This window comes from Phyllobacterium myrsinacearum (assembly GCF_002980555.1).
Classification (GTDB): Bacteria; Pseudomonadota; Alphaproteobacteria; order Rhizobiales; family Rhizobiaceae; genus Phyllobacterium; species Phyllobacterium myrsinacearum.
The window spans coordinates 286,897-302,450 of sequence record NZ_PVBT01000001.1 but is presented as its reverse complement, the minus strand read 5'-3'; the positions used below and the strand labels follow the sequence as shown (position 1 = coordinate 302,450).

The following is a 15,554-nucleotide window of genomic DNA, read 5'->3' as shown; positions in this document are numbered from 1 at the left end:
ATCGACGTTGACAACAATGGATGGCAATTGTACCTATCGATACAGACTTTACCGATCAGTACAAACCATGGAGACGACCATGCCGGAACAACGCCCGCCCCTTCCTCCTTTCACCCGCGAAACTGCAATCCAGAAGGTCAGGGCCGCAGAGGATGGCTGGAACAGCCGCAATCCCGAACGGGTGGCGCTCGCCTATAGCGTGGACAGCGACTGGCGCAACCGTGCCGAGTTCGTAAAGGGCCGTGATGCCATCGCCGCGTTTCTCACGCGCAAATGGAACCGCGAGCTCGACTATCGCCTGATCAAGGAGCTGTGGGCCTTCACCGGCAACCGCATCGCCGTGCGGTTTGCCTATGAATACCATGATGATTCCGGCAACTGGTTCCGGGCCTATGGCAACGAAAACTGGGAGTTTGACGAGAATGGCCTGATGCGCACGCGCTTTGCCTGTATCAACGATCTGCCGATCGCGGAATCCGAGCGGAAGTTTTTCTGGGACCGCGCCGCCTCCCGCCCGGCTGACCATCCGGGCCTGTCGGAACTCGGCCTCTGAACATGGCCAAAACCATCACCGAGCGCGCCGACATCATACCTGTTCTCGCCGAGATCTTTCGCGAATATGGTTTTGAGGGAGCAAGCCTCGCCGTCATCGGCGACAAGACCGGCCTTGGCCGCGGCAGCCTTTACCACTTCTTTCCCGGCGGCAAGGAAGAGATGGCAACAGCGGTCCTGCACCATATCGATACGTGGTTTGAAGACCGGATTTATCGCCCTCTGCGCGAGTCGGACGATCCCGCCGCAGCCATCGGCGCCATGTGCCGGGCCGTGTCGGATTATTTTCATTCCGGATGCCGCATCTGTGTCGTGGGTGCATTTGCGCTCGACAATGTTCGGGATCGCTTTGCCGGCGCCATCCTCGACTATTTCGCGAAATGGCGGCATGCGCTTGCGATAGGCTTGCAGAAGACCGGCCACGCCCCTGATCAGGCAATCGACCTCGCGGAAGAAACGGTGGCCAACATTCAGGGCGCATTGGTTCTTGCCCGCGCGCTGGATGATCCTGCCGTGTTCGAACGGGCCATGCAGCGGATCGAAAAGCGCTTGTTATGAGGCTTCGCTCGAGACCAGCGCCTCCGGTTCCAGCAGTTCGTGCGCGGGATTAGCCGGTTTCTCCACCTTGAGGACAAAGACGGCGACGGCGATCACCACGAAGAGCCCGCCCAGCACATAGGGCGCGCCGCCAAAGGCGATCGCTGCTGCCGGTGCGGTGAACATGGCAAAGATCTGGGTAAACATCAGCGGCCCGATCACATTGGTGATGCTGAACAGACTGGTCATGGCACCCTGCAACTCGCCCTGCTCCGACGGCGGCACCTTGGCGGCGGCAATGCTGCGCATGGCCGGATCCGCCAGGCTTTCCAGGCAGGTCGCGACAATGACCGCATAGACCATCCAGCCCTGCCACGCCGCGGCATAGCCAAAAAAGGCGAGCGCGGTGAAAACCAGCCCGATCACCGCCGTGCGCCACTCGCCGAAGCGGGCGACGACGTGCGGCAGGATGAAACCCATGACCAGCGCGCCGCCCATGCCGAACACGCCGAGCGACAGGCCGATGTCGCGCTGGTTCCAGTCATAGCGATAGGCGCCGACGAACGACCACACGGAGGGATAGGCCATGTGGCCAAGGGTCAGCATGAAGAAGACGAGGCCGATCCACAGAATCCCCCGGTGGCCGCGCATCTGTTTGAGAGCGCCGAGCGGATTGGCGCGCTTCCAGTCAAACGTCCGGCGGTTCTTCGTTTCAAGCGTTTCCGGCAGGAAGAAATAGGCCACGAGAAAATTGAGGAAGGCGATCAGCGCCGCACCGAAGAACGGCACGCGCGGCCCGAACTCACCGAGCAGCCCGCCAATGATCGGACCAAGGATAAAACCCACGCCGAAGGCAATGCCGAGAAGGCCGAAATTCTTGGCACGGTTCTCGTCCGTGCTGACATCGGCGATATAGGCGGAGGCGGTGGAAAAGCTCGCGCCGCTGATGCCCGCCAGCACGCGGCCGATGAACAGCATGGCGAAACTGGTGGCGAGCGCGCAGATCAGATTGTCGATGGCAAAGGTAAACACCGAGGCAAGCAGCACCGGACGGCGGCCGTAACGGTCGCTCAGATTGCCGATCAGCGGGGCAAAAACGAACTGCATGGCAGCATAGACGAAGAGCAGCCAGCCGCCGTCAATCGCCGCATGGCTGACATCCGATCCCGTCAGCTGTTCGAGATAGGCCGGCATGACCGGCACGATGATCGCAATGCCGATGACATCCATAAGGAGCATGACAAAGACAAGAGTCAGCCCGCGCTTGGCAAGGACAGGATCAATCATCGAAACTCACTTTTGGCGTTCCGGAGCGAAATTGATCCGGAAAATGCTCATAATCGATTTCTACGAGCGAAACAATACGTGAACATGATCAGAAAACCGCTACGGACGGAGATATCCTGACACGTACTGCCAAAGAGGAAGAGGAGCGGCAGCCCAGAGGGGGTGGTTTGATGTAACGGCAAACGCGGGGATTGCAGGATATAACACCCTGCAATCCGCTCCATCCTCATGGTGAGCGTGTCGAACCACGCACCACGCGCTTTGCCGCTCAGATCGCGCCGCTGAACGTGTCGCAGCTTTCGAGCTTGCCGCTGTCAAAGCCGCGCTTGAACCACGAGCTGCGCTGGGCAGACGTGCCGTGGTTGAAGCTTTCGGGAACCACATAGCCCTGCATCTTGCGTTGCAGGGTGTCGTCGCCGATCTGCTTGGCGGCATTCAGCGCTTCTTCCAGGTCGCCTGCCTCAAGGATACCCTTCTGCTGGGTGAAATGTCCCCAGATACCGGCAAAGCAATCCGCCTGCAGTTCGACCCGCACGGACATGGCATTGGCGTCGGCCTCGCTCATGTTCTGGCGCATCTGGTTGAACTTCGGCAGGACACCGATCAGGTTCTGCACGTGGTGACCGACTTCATGGGCAAGCACATAGGCCTGGGCAAAGTCGCCTGATGCGCCGAACTTCTTGTCCAGCTCGTTGTAGAAGTTCAGATCGATATAGACCTTGCGGTCGCCCGGACAATAGAACGGTCCGCTCGCCGCACTGGCGGAACCGCAGGCCGAACGGGTCTGTCCATTAAACAGCACCAGGGTGGGCGGCGGATACTGCTTGCCTTCCGCCTGGAAGATGCCGCTCCAGACATCCTCGGTCTCGGCCAGGACGGTCTTGACGAACTGGGTCATCTGGTCATTGGCCTGCGCCGTCGGGCGCGAGGCCGGTGACTGCGATTGGCTTTGGCCGGGCGATGATTGATCCATCATGCCGCCATCCACCAGAATCTGCATCGGATCGATATTGGTGCAGAATTTCAGGAACAGGAAAATGGCCGCAAGCACAAGGATACCCGATATGCCGCCGCCGCGCACGGACTGTATGCCGCCGCCGCTGGGAAAGCGGAAGCCGCCGCCATTGCCCATGCCGCCGGGAATGCCGCCATCATCACCATCGGTGCGGCGGTCCTCAACATTGTCACTTTGCCTACCGCCTTGCCAGCGCATTACCCACCTCCAGATGAACCCTCGGCCATGCCGCTGATATGTTGCACATCAACAGTATAGCCCCTTATTTGTTCCATGCACGATGCTATTTTCAACTGTTGGCTGCAATCAGTTCACGATCAATTTTCATGACTGAATAATGCAGAGTCCGCCCGTTGTTTCAGACCCGGATGCGCGCAAAGCGCCGCCGCATACCTGATCCATGCGAAACTGCGGCGAAAAAGCATGGATTTGCGCGTTTTTGGGGTTACGTAATCCAATCGCTTTGCCTATAAGGCAGCCTTAGCCTCGCATTAGGAATTTTGTGTCTGCCCGTACGGTCAAGTCCGTGCGGTTTTTTGTGCAGCACGCTGTTGATAGGAAGAAGCCATGCCAAAACGCACCGACATCAAATCTATTCTGATCATCGGCGCAGGACCGATCATCATCGGTCAGGCATGTGAGTTCGATTATTCCGGCACGCAGGCCTGCAAGGCGCTCAAAGAGGAAGGCTACCGCGTCATCCTCGTCAATTCCAATCCGGCCACCATCATGACCGATCCGGAACTGGCCGATGCCACCTACATCGAGCCGATCACCCCGGAAGTCGTCGCCAAGATCATCGCCAAGGAGCGCCCGGACGCCCTGCTGCCGACCATGGGCGGTCAGACTGCGCTCAACACCGCCCTGTCGCTGCGCCGCATGGGCGTGCTCGAACGCTACAATGTCGAAATGATCGGCGCCAATGCCGAAGCCATCGACAAGGCCGAGGACCGCGCACTGTTCCGCGAGGCCATGGCCAAGATCGGTCTTGAAACACCCAAATCCATGCTGGCCAATGCCACCGAGGTAAAGGACCTTGACCGCCGCCTGCACAAGGAACAGCGCGAAGTCGTCAAGGCCAAATATTCCGGCGCCGAACTCGATGCGGCGCTCGACAAGCTGGAAACCGAATGGCAGCTGGGCGAAGGCGACCGCAAGCAGCGTTATGTCTCGCACGCGCTCGGCATGGCCGGTGCGGCGCTCGACCATGTCGGCCTGCCCGCCATCATCCGCCCCTCCTTCACCATGGGCGGCACCGGCGGCGGCATCGCCTACAACCGTACCGAATTCTACGAGATCATCGGCAGCGGTCTCGATGCCTCGCCGACCACCGAAGTGCTGATCGAGGAATCGGTTCTCGGCTGGAAGGAATATGAAATGGAAGTCGTCCGCGACAAGGCGGACAACTGCATCATCATCTGCTCCATCGAGAACATCGATCCGATGGGCGTCCATACCGGCGACTCGATCACCGTTGCCCCCGCCTTGACCCTGACGGACAAGGAATACCAGATCATGCGCAATGCCTCGATTGCGGTGCTGCGCGAGATCGGCGTCGAGACCGGCGGATCGAACGTGCAGTTCGCCGTCAATCCGGAAAACGGCCGTCTGATCGTCATTGAAATGAACCCGCGTGTGTCGCGCTCCTCGGCGCTGGCCTCCAAGGCCACCGGTTTTCCCATCGCCAAGATCGCAGCCAAGCTTGCGGTCGGCTATACGCTTGACGAGTTGGAGAACGACATCACCGGCGGCGCCACCCCGGCCTCGTTCGAACCGTCCATCGACTATGTCGTCACCAAGATCCCGCGCTTTGCCTTCGAGAAATTCCCCGGTGCCGAACCGACCCTGACAACGGCGATGAAATCCGTCGGCGAGGTCATGGCCATCGGCCGCACCTTCAAGGAATCGCTGCAGAAAGCCCTGCGCGGCCTTGAAACCGGTCTGACCGGCCTCGATGAAATCGCCATTCCCGGCCTTGGTGAAGGCAGCGACAACAATGCCATCCGCGCCGCCATCGGCACGCCGACGCCGGACCGCCTGCGCATGGTGGCGCAGGCGCTGCGCATGGGCATGTCGGTCGAAGACGTGCACGAGGGCTGCAAGATCGACCCGTGGTTCCTGCAGCAGATGGCGGAAATCATTGCCACGGAAGAGCGCGTGCGCGAGCACGGCCTGCCGCAGGACGCGCAGAACCTGCGCATGCTGAAGGGCATGGGCTTCTCCGATGCCCGCCTTGCCAGCCTGGCCAAGGTCGACCCCAATGAGGTGGTCAAGCTGCGCAAGAAGCTTGACGTGCATCCTGTGTTCAAGCGCATCGACACCTGCGCCGCCGAGTTCGCCTCGCCAACCGCCTATATGTACTCGACCTATGAAGTGCCTTTCGCCGGCGCGCTCGCCTCGGAAGCCCAGGTTTCCGACCGCAAGAAGGTCGTTATCCTCGGCGGCGGCCCCAACCGTATCGGTCAGGGCATCGAGTTCGATTATTGCTGCTGCCATGCCGCCTTCGCCCTGCGCGATGCCGGCTATGAAGCCATCATGATCAACTGCAATCCCGAGACGGTATCGACGGACTATGACACCTCGGACCGGCTGTATTTCGAGCCGCTGACCGCCGAAGACGTGCTGGAAATCCTGCGCGCCGAACAGACCGCCGGAACGCTGCACGGCGTCATCGTCCAGTTCGGCGGCCAGACGCCGCTCAAGCTTGCCGATGCGCTGGAGAAGGCGGGCATTCCGATCCTCGGCACCTCGCCGGATGCCATTGACCTGGCGGAGGATCGCGACCGCTTCCAGAAGCTGTTGATCAAGCTCGACCTGACGCAGCCCAAGAACGGCATCGCCTATTCCGTCGAACAGGCGCGCACCATTGCCGGTGAACTCGGCTTCCCGCTGGTTGTGCGCCCGTCCTATGTCCTGGGCGGCCGCGCCATGCAGATCATCCATGACGAACGCGCGCTGCAGAGCTATCTGCTCGACACGGTTCCCGAACTCGTGCCGGAAGACATCAAGCAGAAATATCCGAACGACAAGACCGGCCAGATCAATACCCTGCTCGGCAAGAACCCGCTTTTGTTCGACCGTTATCTCAGCGAAGCCATCGAAGTCGACGTGGATTGCCTGTGCGACGGCAAGAACACCTGGGTTTCCGGCATCATGGAGCATATCGAGGAAGCCGGCATTCACTCCGGCGACAGCGCCTGCTCGCTGCCGGTGCATTCGCTCTCTCCCGAGATCGTCGCCGAACTCGAGACGGAAACCGCCGCGCTGGCAAAGTCGCTCAACGTCGTCGGCCTGATGAACGTGCAATACGCCATCAAGGACGGCACCATCTACGTGCTTGAAGTCAATCCGCGCGCCTCGCGCACGGTGCCCTTCGTTGCCAAGACCATCGGCAAGCCGATCGCCAAGATCGCCGCGCGCATCATGGCGGGCGAAACGCTGGACGAGGCGCTGGCCAATTATGGCGGCAAGCCATCCGGCACCGCCCGCACGCACATCGCTGTCAAGGAAGCTGTCTTCCCCTTCGCCCGGTTCCCCGGCGTCGACATCCTGCTCGGACCGGAAATGCGTTCGACCGGCGAAGTGATGGGCCTCGATTACGATTATGCGCTGGCCTTCGCCAAGGCGCAGCTCGGCGCCGGTGTCGATCTTCCGCGTGACGGCACACTGTTCGTCTCGGTGCGCGACGAGGACAAGCAGCGCATTCTTGCGCCGGTCAAGCGGCTGGCCGATCTCGGCTTCAAGGTGCTGGCGACCGGCGGCACGGCGCGTTTCCTCGCGGAAAACGGCGTTGCCGCGCAGAAGATCAACAAGGTTCAGGAAGGCCGTCCGCATGTCGAAGACGCCATCCGCAACCGGCAGGTGCAGCTGGTGTTCAACACCACCGACAGCGCCAAGGCGATCTCGGACTCAAAGTCGCTGCGCCGCGCCACGCTGATGCAGAAGGTGCCCTATTACACCACCCTGTCGGGTGCCGATGCGGTGGCCGAAGCCATTGCCGCGCTCAAGGCTGGCTCGCTCGAAGTGCGCCCGCTGCAGGATTATTTCTGACCATGGCTCCGGTCGCGGCCCATGCCGTGACCGGATTTTCCCTCACTCAGTTGGGCGTGGCGTCGGGATCGCCCTTCTGCAGCGCCTGCAGATAATCCTCGAGCCGGTCGAGGCTCTCGTCCCAGAAGCGCCGGTAGTGGTCGAGCCAGTCCGATACTTCGCGCAGCGGCCCGGCTTCCAGGCGGCAGGGGCGCCACTGCGCCGCGCGGCCGCGCGCGATCAGCCCGGCCCGCTCCAGCACCTTCAGATGCTTTGAAACCGCCGGCATGCTCATATCGAACGGTTCTGCCAGTTCGGTGACGGATGTTTCGCCTTCGGCAAGACGCGCCAGAATGGCACGCCGCGTTGGATCGGCGAGTGCAGCCAGAATGCCGCTGAGACGGTCAGGCGTCATATTTTTTACATTACCCCTAGGTTAAATAACCAAATAGTTTAGTATTGCAAATCCGGCGGGATGTCAAGATTCCGCACCCCGATGGCAGCGGCGGCAGGAACCCGAAACCGGACCCGCCGGGCCTTGGACAAAATGCCCCTTTCGCAGGATTGACCTCAACTTAAGTTGAGGTTTTATAACCTTGGCTTCGACCGGAATCCATCCACCCAGGAGCACGCATGTTGACCGATATTGAAAGACTTACCGACGCACAGTTTCTCCGGCTGTTCCAGGCAAAACGGTTTCTCGTCACGGGCGCGACAGGCAATGTCGGGCGGCACGTCGTCAATGAACTGCTGGAGAACGGCTATCTCGTGCGGGCGCTCACCCGCGATGCGCGGCGCGCCAATCTGCCTGCGGGCGTCGAGGTGGTCGAGGGCGACCTGACGCGGACGGAAACATTCGAACGGGCGCTGGCCGGCGTGGCCGGTATGCATCTGATCACCATCGGCGGCGATGACTACACCCCGCTCGACAACGGCGCCGAGATTGTCCAGCTGGCGCGCTGGGAGGGTGTGCAGCGCATCTGCGTGCTCAGCGACGGGCGGACCGGAAGCGTCGAGGCGGCGGTGGAGGCAAGCGATCTGGAATGGACGATCCTGCAGCCGGTCGATCTCATGTCCAACACGCTGGGCTGGATCAAGAGCATCAGGTCGTCCAATGTCGTGCGCGAGCCCTATGGCAGCATGGCGCGAACCCTCATCCACGAGGCGGATGTGGCGGCGGTCGCCGCCCGGATTCTCAGCCATGGCGGCCACGCCCGCAAAACCCTCAAGCTGACGGGCTGCGAAGTCCTGACCATACCGGACAAGATCAAGGCGATCAGCGCCGCCACCGGCAAGCCGATCCGTTATGTCGAGGTGAGCGAGGAGCACACCCGGCAATCCATGCGTGAACTCGGCATCGGCGAAGATGTCATCGACTATGTGGTGGCGTGGAACAGCAATCCGCCGCCGGAAGGGCGTGCCGTCACCGGAAATGTTCAGCAGGTCATCGGCCGCCCGCCCCGCCGCTTCAGCCACTGGGTCAAGGAACACGCCCCGCTGTTCATGTGAGGGCATGTGGGCTGCCGGTTATTGGCGCAGCGGCAAAGCCTCTAGACGCCGCTCAGCCCTTCGGCTTCCATGCCATGCCCGGTGGGATCGCTGACAAAGTGCAGCACCTTGGAGAACACGTGATCGCTCGTGTCCTCCCGCCCGATATGCACCACGGTCGACGCGGCAAGCTTGTCGCGCAGCACGGCCATCACCCGCTCATGCGCGTCGGCTTCCATGGCATCCAGGGATTCGTCGATGACCACCCAGCTCGGCTTGTGCAGCATCAGCCGGGCAAAGGCCAGCGACTGCTGTTCGTCATCGCTCAGTTCCCGGTCCCAGCGCGCGCGGAAGTCGAGCATGGTCTTGAGGCGGTCCAGCCCCAATTCATGCAGGGCTGAAACAAGCTCGCCGTCGGGAAAGGCATCCTTCCCGAGCGGATAGGACATCACTTCGCGCAGGCTGCCGGGCGGAAAATACGGCGAGCGCGGCATATAGAGAATGGAGGTGTCCTTGGGCAGGGCGATATTGCCCGATCCCCAGGGCCACAGACCGGCAATCGCGCGGAACAGCAGCGTCCTGTCAATGCCGGGCTCGCTGGTGATCAGCACCCGCTCGCCCTCCTTGACCACGGCTTTCCGCTCCTTCAGACGCACGGTCGCCAGCGGTGCCGTGATCTTCAACGTGTCGAAAACCAGCTGGTTGGTCTCGGATTGCGAAAACTTGATCCGCTGCTCGACACTGTTCAGCGTGTCCATCGACTGCACGGCCTGCCGGAACGAGGTGACACGCAGAAGCGTGGCGCGCCAGTCGGCGATCGCCCCGAAATTATCGACGAACCATTTGAGCGAGGCCTGCAGCTGATTGAACGAGCCAACGGCGATGATCATACCGCCAAAGGACAGGTTGCCGGTGAAATAGACGGGAGCAGCGACGAGATAAGGCGCGACATTGGTGAACCAGCCATAGCCCGAGGTTACCCAGACCAGTTGTGTCCAGGCGGACACCAGCTTGCGGATGGCAGCGAGCAGCGCATCGACATCCAGCCCCAGCCTGACCTTTTCGTCCTGCTCGCCGCGATAAAGCGCAATGGCGTCGATATGCTCGTTCACGCGCATCAGTGAAAACCGCAGGTCGGACTCGCGCTGGTAGCGGTCGGCATTGAGCTTGATCAGCTTGCGTCCGACAAACCAGCTGATTGCCGATGCCGAACCGGCATAGAGGAATGCCGCCCACACCATGTAACCCGGAATGGAAAAACTGTAGCCGTAGACGTTGAAGACAAAGCCGCTGGAAAGCCCCCAGAGCACGCCGATGAAACTGGCCACCAGAATGGAGGCCTGCAGCAGGCCAAGACCGAGATCCGTCGACATTTCAGCCAGATGGCGCGCATCCTCATGCAGACGCTGATCGGGATTGACGCCGATCGGCCCGGAATTGGACAATTTGAAAGCCCGCCGGGGGACCAGCCATTCGCCGATGAGGTCCCGGGTCAAGCCTTCGCGCAGTTTCATGCGCGTCATCTGGTTGAACCAGGCCTGCGCGACGGCCAGAACCAGCAGAACGCTGGCAATCCCCAGGAACACCAGCAGCTCACTGAGAAATGCCGGGAAATCGCGATGGGACAGCGCATCAAGGAAGCGCCCGTTCCATTGCACCAGACGGACCTGGCCGGCCGACGTGATGATGATGATGGCGAACAGCGTGAGCAGCAGGAGCACGAGCCGGTTGCGGACGGGTGATATCCAGTAGACATCGAGGATAACGCGGAGCTGAGAAAGAAATCCGACCTGAACTTCGCCGGCAACGGCGATGGCGGACGTCTTGCTCTGTTTGTCTTCCGCCATGAGCTAGCCTCTCTGGACGGCCGTGATTCGGCTCATCCACTCTATCATTGTTGGTTCAGTTGCACCGGATAAAGCTTCGGATTTACCCAAGGGAAGTAAGGCTGAATTTTGCCCGGTCAAGGGCGGGCGCGTGACGGCGGCACGGGGCCGATTTGAATCCCGCTTGTTTCGGCTCCGATTCTGTCTTATGTATCCCGCATCGATTTATCGGTCGAGTGACTTTGCGACCTGCGTAACCCGTTGCGCTTCCTGATGAACTCCATTGCATAGGTTCGATTCCCTGGGCAGCATAGCTGTATGTTGCCTGTCTTATATCTCTGAAAGGAATTTCCCATGGCTACGGGAACAGTGAAATGGTTCAACAGCACTAAGGGCTATGGTTTCATCCAGCCTGACACCGGCGGTGCAGACGTATTCGTACACATCTCCGCTGTTGAGCGCGCAGGACTGCGCGGCCTCAATGACGGCCAGAAGGTCAACTACGAAATCGTACAGGACCGTCGTTCGGGCAAGTCGTCCGCTGACAACCTCAGCGTTGCTGGTTAATCGCCGCACGCGAAAATCGACAGGTTTTCGAATTTACAAATTTGGAAAGGCGGGATTTTAATCCCGCCTTTTTGCATTTCACCGATCGCTTGCCCTGTCTCAGCCGATCTCGACAACCACCTTGCCGAACGGTCCGCGCTCCAGATGATCGAGCGCATCGGGAAAATCCGCCATGGTGTAAACAGCATCGATGACCGGAGTGACACCCGACAGTTCGACCGCGGCAACCAGATCCTCCAATGCCCGCCGGTGTCCGACCTGAATGCCCTCGACGGCCACGCGCTTGCGGGCAAACGGGCCGAAGCCGCCGGATATCTCAAAACCCTCGATGACCCCGATCAGCGAAATGCGCCCGCCGACCGCCGCCGCGCGCAGGGACTTGTCGAGATGGGCGCCGCCGATCGTCTCGACGATATGGTCGGCACCGTGATCGCCGGTCAGCCGGTAGACGGCTTCGACCCAGTCCTCCGCCTGGCGGTTGATCCCATGGTGGGCACCGAGTTCCCTGGCCCAGGCGAGCTTCCTGTCGTCGCCGGAGACAACGATGACTTCAGCGCCGTGCATCAGCGCAACCTGCATGCCGAAGATCGACACGCCGCCCGTTCCGATGACGACCACGGTCTGCCCCGCCTTGAGCTTGCCGCGCTCGACCAGAGCGGTCCATGCGGTAAGGCCGGCGCAGGGCAGCGTGCTCGACTGCAGACCGGTCAGCGTGCGCGGCGCCCGGACCGCCCAGTCCTGGTGCAGCACGACATATTCAGCCAGAACGCCCTGCATCGGCCCGCCAAGGCTGCGGCCGTTGGGATCGCGCGCCGTGCCGGGACCGCTGCCGTCGATCCAGTCCGGCAGGAAGGTCGAGATGACGGCGTCACCCGCGGCGAAGCGCGTCACACCGGGGCCGACCGCCGCGACCGTGCCGGACAGATCCGACAGCGGCGTGAGCGGTTCCGTCTGCGGCACCGGCAATCCAAAGCCGAGATCGACCAGCAGCTTGTCACGGTAATTGAGCGACGCCGCCGTGGCCTTGACCAGAATTTCACCCGGCCCCGGTGTTGGCACCGCGGCCTCGACCAGTGTGAGATTGTCGCGTCCCGCCCCATTCAGCGTCCAGCGTTTCATCATCTTCGTCATCATCTCTGTCCTTGCATGCCCCGCCAGCCGGGGTGAGGACAGTGTTTTATATGATCGTTGTACGATGCTGTTGCGCCCATTCCACCCATTATTGTATCGTTCCATTCTACAATGGAGCGTAGTATGGACCGGCTTGCGGGTATTCAGGAGTTTGTCACGGTGGTGGATGCCGGCGGTTTTTCCGCCGCCGCGCAAAAACTGCATTTGTCACGCTCGGCCGTCGGCAAGGCGGTCGCCCGGCTGGAGGAACGGCTTGGCGTGCGTCTCTGCCACCGCACCACGCGGGCATTCACGCTGACGAGCGACGGCAACGCCTTCTACGCGCATTGCGTGCGCATCCTGGCCGAACTCGACATGGCGGAAGGTGCCCTGGCTTCCGACAGGGAACAACCGGCGGGCCGCCTGCGCATCAGCGTACCCGTGATATTCGGCCGTTACTGCGTCGCGCCCGTCATCGCCGACCTCTCCCGCCAATACGCGGCGTTGCGCTTCGACGTGTCTTTCACCGACCGGCCGGTGGACCTGATCGAGGAAGGCTATGACCTTGTTGTCCGCAACGCAGTCCTGCCCGACAGCGCCGTCCTCACCGCCCGCCGCATTGCGCGCCAGCGCATGACCATCTGTGCAGCGCCGTCCTATCTCGCCGCACGTGGAACCCCGCGCGCCATCGAGGATATCGCCGGGCACGACTCCATCGTCTATGGCCGCGACGGCAATACCCGGCCCTGGCTTTTCCCTGACGGCAAGGGCGGTACCTATGCGGCCCCGGCCCGCACCCGGCTGATCCTCGATGATCTGGATAGCGCTGCCGATATGGCGGTCGCGGGCATGGGGCTCGCCTGGCTGCCCTGCTGGCTTATTCGCGCGCGGGTGCACAGCGGTAGCCTTGTCCGGGTCCTGCCCGACGTCGAACCGCTGGTTTTCGACACCTATGCGGTCTGGCCGCGGGCGCCCTTCATGCCGGCGCGCATGCGCGTGCTGATCGATGCCCTCGCCTCCCGCCTGCCGGGCATGACCGGAACGGGCGATGAGATCAAATCAGCCGCCTGACGCCTCCGGCAGCCAGGTGATCGGCACGTGCCCCTCGTCGCCGGCAACCCGGCTCAGCCATTTCGCCACGGACGGATAGGCCGAAAGGTCATAGCCGCCCTGGTTCGCCTCGTGGGTATAGGCATAGAGCGCGATATCGGCGACGCTGATCGCGTCACCGGCGAAATAGGGCGTCTTCTGCAACTGCTGTTCCATGACGAGCAGCGCCTTGTTGCCGCCTTCCAGCGTTGCCGCCAGCCGCTCCGGCGTCGCATCCTTCGCCCGCTCCGGATAGACCAGCAGGGCGCGGCGCACCGCAATATTGGGTTCATGCGTGTACTGTTCGAAGAACAGCCATTGATACATCAGTGCGCGCGCATAGGAATCATCAGGGATGAACCGGGTTCCCTCGGCCAGATAGAGCAGGATGGCATTGGACTCCGCCAGGAACCGGCCGTCGTCAAGCTCCAGCAGCGGCACCTTGCCATTGGGATTCTTGGCGGTGAATTCCGGTTTTCGCGTCGATCCGTCCGCCGATGAAATGGCCACATGCTCGAACGGCAGGCCAAGCTTCGCCATCAAGAGGCGCGGCTTGTAGCAATTTCCGGAACTGAGCTGCGAATAGAGTATCGGCATGGCTGGTCTCCTGTGGCGGGCAAATATCACCGCTGGTGTCCGGTCTCATCGGTTTGCGTGAAACATCCCATGAACGGGGCTGATGCTTTGAATGTTTCATGTCACACCCTGCATAGAAACAGCGCGATGTGAAGCCTTTTGCGCACGCTTTTGCTTGCGATTCCCCGCCTGTTGCGACATAGCAGACCCGCACACCGGCTACCCCTTGTCAAACACCCGCTTCAGGAGAACGATACCATGGCATTCCTCGCCGACGCCCTTTCCCGCGTGAAGGTTTCCGCAACGATTGCGATCACCCAGAAAGCACGCGATCTGAAAGCCGAAGGCCGGGACGTGATCTCGCTCTCCGTTGGCGAGCCGGATTTTGACACGCCCGAGAACATCAAGGAAGCCGCCATTGCCGCCATCCGCCGCGGCGAAACCAAGTACACTCCGGTTTCCGGCATCGTGCCGCTGCGCGAGGCGATTACCCGCAAATTCAAGCGCGAGAACGAACTGGAATACAAGCCGAGCCAGACCATCGTCTCCACCGGCGGCAAGCATGTCATCTACAACGCGCTGCTCGCCACGCTCAACCCCGGCGACGAAGTCATCTGCGTTGCGCCATACTGGGTAAGCTATCCGGAAATGGTGGCGCTGTGCGGCGGCACGCCGGTCATCGTATCGGCCACGCAGCAGCATGAGTTCAAGCTGCAGCCGGAGGACCTCGAACGCGCCATCACGCCGAAGACCAAATGGGTCATTCTCAATTCGCCATCCAATCCGTCGGGTGCCGCCTACAGCTGGGATGAGCTGAAGAAACTCACCGATGTTCTCGTGCGTCATCCGCATGTCTGGGTTCTCACCGATGACATGTATGAGCACCTGACCTATGGCGACTTCAAATTCGTCACCCCGGCGCAGGTCGAGCCAAGCCTCTATGACCGCACGCTGACCATGAACGGCGTGTCGAAAGCCTATGCCATGACCGGCTGGCGCATCGGTTATGCCGCCGGACCGCAGGCGCTGATCAACGCCATGGACATGGTGCAGGGCCAGCAGACATCCGGCACCAGCGCCATTTCGCAGTGGGCTGCCGTCGAGGCGCTGGATGGCACGCAGGAACACCTGCCGGTGTTCAAGAAGGCATTCGAAGGCCGCCGCGATCTCATCGTCTCCATGCTGAACCAGGCGCCGCTGCTGCAGTGCCCGAAGCCGGAAGGCGCATTCTACGTCTATCCGTCCTGCGCCGCGGCCATCGGCAAGACAGCGCCGTCGGGAAAGGTGATCGAAACCGACGAGGATTTTGTCAGCGAACTGCTGTCGAGCGAAGCCGTTGCCGCCGTGCACGGCTCGGCCTTCGGCCTTGGACCGAACCTGCGCATTTCCTACGCGACATCGGATGCCAAGCTCGAGGAAGCCGGCAAGCGCATCCAGCGCTTCTGCGCCAGCCTTCGCTGATCGTACAACCGGATTGA

13 protein-coding genes are annotated in these 15,554 nt (G+C 61.4%); 7 read left to right on the top strand and 6 right to left on the bottom strand.

The features are described from left to right. Positions 1-79 precede the first annotated feature (79 nt). A complete protein-coding gene (locus C5750_RS01445) occupies positions 80-553 on the top strand; it encodes a nuclear transport factor 2 family protein (RefSeq protein ID WP_105733053.1) in 474 nt (157 codons plus the stop codon). A gap of 2 nt (positions 554-555) precedes the next feature. Continuing rightward, a complete protein-coding gene (locus C5750_RS01440) occupies positions 556-1,110 on the top strand; it encodes a TetR/AcrR family transcriptional regulator (RefSeq protein ID WP_105732089.1) in 555 nt (184 codons plus the stop codon). Here the strand turns inward: C5750_RS01440 and C5750_RS01435 are convergent. Both C5750_RS01435 and ypfJ read right to left on the bottom strand, forming a co-directional pair. Next, positions 1,105-2,376, bottom strand: coding sequence for a TCR/Tet family MFS transporter (locus C5750_RS01435; RefSeq protein WP_105732088.1), 1,272 nt, complete (start codon positions 2,374-2,376; stop codon positions 1,105-1,107). The two genes, C5750_RS01440 and C5750_RS01435, sit on opposite strands and share 6 nt — an antisense overlap. A 268-nt stretch (positions 2,377-2,644) precedes the next feature. Beyond that, on the bottom strand, positions 2,645-3,589 hold the full coding sequence (ypfJ, locus tag C5750_RS01430; RefSeq protein WP_105732087.1) for a KPN_02809 family neutral zinc metallopeptidase: 945 nt from the start codon (positions 3,587-3,589) through the stop codon (positions 2,645-2,647). A 369-nt stretch (positions 3,590-3,958) separates the two neighbouring features. Between ypfJ and carB the strand changes: the two genes are divergently transcribed. Next, complete coding sequence (gene carB / locus C5750_RS01425; protein ID WP_105732086.1) at positions 3,959-7,441, top strand: carbamoyl-phosphate synthase large subunit; 3,483 nt, start codon at positions 3,959-3,961, stop codon at positions 7,439-7,441. A 46-nt stretch (positions 7,442-7,487) separates the two neighbouring features. Here the strand turns inward: carB and C5750_RS01420 are convergent, their stop codons facing one another. Beyond that, a complete protein-coding gene (locus C5750_RS01420) occupies positions 7,488-7,835 on the bottom strand; it encodes an ArsR/SmtB family transcription factor (protein ID WP_105732085.1) in 348 nt (115 codons plus the stop codon). A 218-nt stretch (positions 7,836-8,053) separates the two neighbouring features. Here C5750_RS01420 and C5750_RS01415 point away from each other — a divergent pair, with 218 nt between their 5' ends. After that, the gene (locus C5750_RS01415; protein ID WP_105732084.1) at positions 8,054-8,929 is read left to right on the top strand and encodes an NAD(P)H-binding protein; all 876 of its coding nucleotides are present in this window, start codon (positions 8,054-8,056) and stop codon (positions 8,927-8,929) included. A gap of 41 nt (positions 8,930-8,970) precedes the next feature. Here the strand turns inward: C5750_RS01415 and C5750_RS01410 are convergent, their stop codons facing one another. After that, on the bottom strand, positions 8,971-10,755 hold the full coding sequence (locus C5750_RS01410) for an ABC transporter ATP-binding protein/permease (protein ID WP_105732083.1): 1,785 nt from the start codon (positions 10,753-10,755) through the stop codon (positions 8,971-8,973). A 333-nt stretch (positions 10,756-11,088) separates the two neighbouring features. Here C5750_RS01410 and C5750_RS01405 point away from each other — a divergent pair, with 333 nt between their 5' ends. Further along, a complete protein-coding gene (locus C5750_RS01405; protein ID WP_027233379.1) occupies positions 11,089-11,301 on the top strand; it encodes a cold-shock protein in 213 nt (70 codons plus the stop codon). A gap of 99 nt (positions 11,302-11,400) precedes the next feature. Here C5750_RS01405 and C5750_RS01400 read toward each other — a convergent pair whose 3' ends face one another. Continuing rightward, positions 11,401-12,432 carry a zinc-dependent alcohol dehydrogenase family protein gene (locus C5750_RS01400; protein WP_105733052.1) on the bottom strand — a complete coding sequence of 344 codons (1,032 nt, stop codon included), beginning with the start codon at positions 12,430-12,432 and terminating at the stop codon, positions 11,401-11,403. Positions 12,433-12,555: 123 nt separating this feature from the next. Here C5750_RS01400 and C5750_RS01395 point away from each other — a divergent pair, with 123 nt between their 5' ends. After that, positions 12,556-13,482, top strand: coding sequence for a LysR family transcriptional regulator (locus C5750_RS01395; protein ID WP_105732082.1), 927 nt, complete (start codon positions 12,556-12,558; stop codon positions 13,480-13,482). Here the strand turns inward: C5750_RS01395 and C5750_RS01390 are convergent. After that, positions 13,471-14,097 (bottom strand): glutathione S-transferase family protein, encoded by a 627-nt coding sequence (locus tag C5750_RS01390; RefSeq protein WP_105732081.1) that lies wholly within the window; start codon positions 14,095-14,097, stop codon positions 13,471-13,473. The genes C5750_RS01395 and C5750_RS01390 overlap by 12 nt on opposite strands. Positions 14,098-14,334: 237 nt before the next feature. On the opposite strand from C5750_RS01390, the gene C5750_RS01385 reads away from it, so the two are divergent. Next, positions 14,335-15,537 carry a pyridoxal phosphate-dependent aminotransferase gene (locus C5750_RS01385; protein ID WP_105732080.1) on the top strand — a complete coding sequence of 401 codons (1,203 nt, stop codon included), beginning with the start codon at positions 14,335-14,337 and terminating at the stop codon, positions 15,535-15,537. The last annotated feature ends 17 nt before the right edge of the window (positions 15,538-15,554 follow it).

Bases quoted from the DNA above. Each gene is read 5' to 3' on its own strand.
- C5750_RS01445 (WP_105733053.1), top strand. From the start codon at position 80: ATGCCGGAACAACGCCCGCCCCTTCCTCCTTTCACCCGCGAAACTGCA.
- C5750_RS01440 (WP_105732089.1), top strand. From the start codon at position 556: ATGGCCAAAACCATCACCGAGCGCGCCGACATCATACCTGTTCTCGCC.
- C5750_RS01435 (WP_105732088.1), bottom strand. From the start codon at position 2,376: ATGATTGATCCTGTCCTTGCCAAGCGCGGGCTGACTCTTGTCTTTGTC.
- ypfJ (WP_105732087.1), bottom strand. From the start codon at position 3,589: ATGCGCTGGCAAGGCGGTAGGCAAAGTGACAATGTTGAGGACCGCCGC.
- carB (WP_105732086.1), top strand. From the start codon at position 3,959: ATGCCAAAACGCACCGACATCAAATCTATTCTGATCATCGGCGCAGGA.
- C5750_RS01420 (WP_105732085.1), bottom strand. From the start codon at position 7,835: ATGACGCCTGACCGTCTCAGCGGCATTCTGGCTGCACTCGCCGATCCA.
- C5750_RS01415 (WP_105732084.1), top strand. From the start codon at position 8,054: ATGTTGACCGATATTGAAAGACTTACCGACGCACAGTTTCTCCGGCTG.
- C5750_RS01410 (WP_105732083.1), bottom strand. From the start codon at position 10,755: ATGGCGGAAGACAAACAGAGCAAGACGTCCGCCATCGCCGTTGCCGGC.
- C5750_RS01405 (WP_027233379.1), top strand. From the start codon at position 11,089: ATGGCTACGGGAACAGTGAAATGGTTCAACAGCACTAAGGGCTATGGT.
- C5750_RS01400 (WP_105733052.1), bottom strand. From the start codon at position 12,432: ATGACGAAGATGATGAAACGCTGGACGCTGAATGGGGCGGGACGCGAC.
- C5750_RS01395 (WP_105732082.1), top strand. From the start codon at position 12,556: ATGGACCGGCTTGCGGGTATTCAGGAGTTTGTCACGGTGGTGGATGCC.
- C5750_RS01390 (WP_105732081.1), bottom strand. From the start codon at position 14,097: ATGCCGATACTCTATTCGCAGCTCAGTTCCGGAAATTGCTACAAGCCG.
- C5750_RS01385 (WP_105732080.1), top strand. From the start codon at position 14,335: ATGGCATTCCTCGCCGACGCCCTTTCCCGCGTGAAGGTTTCCGCAACG.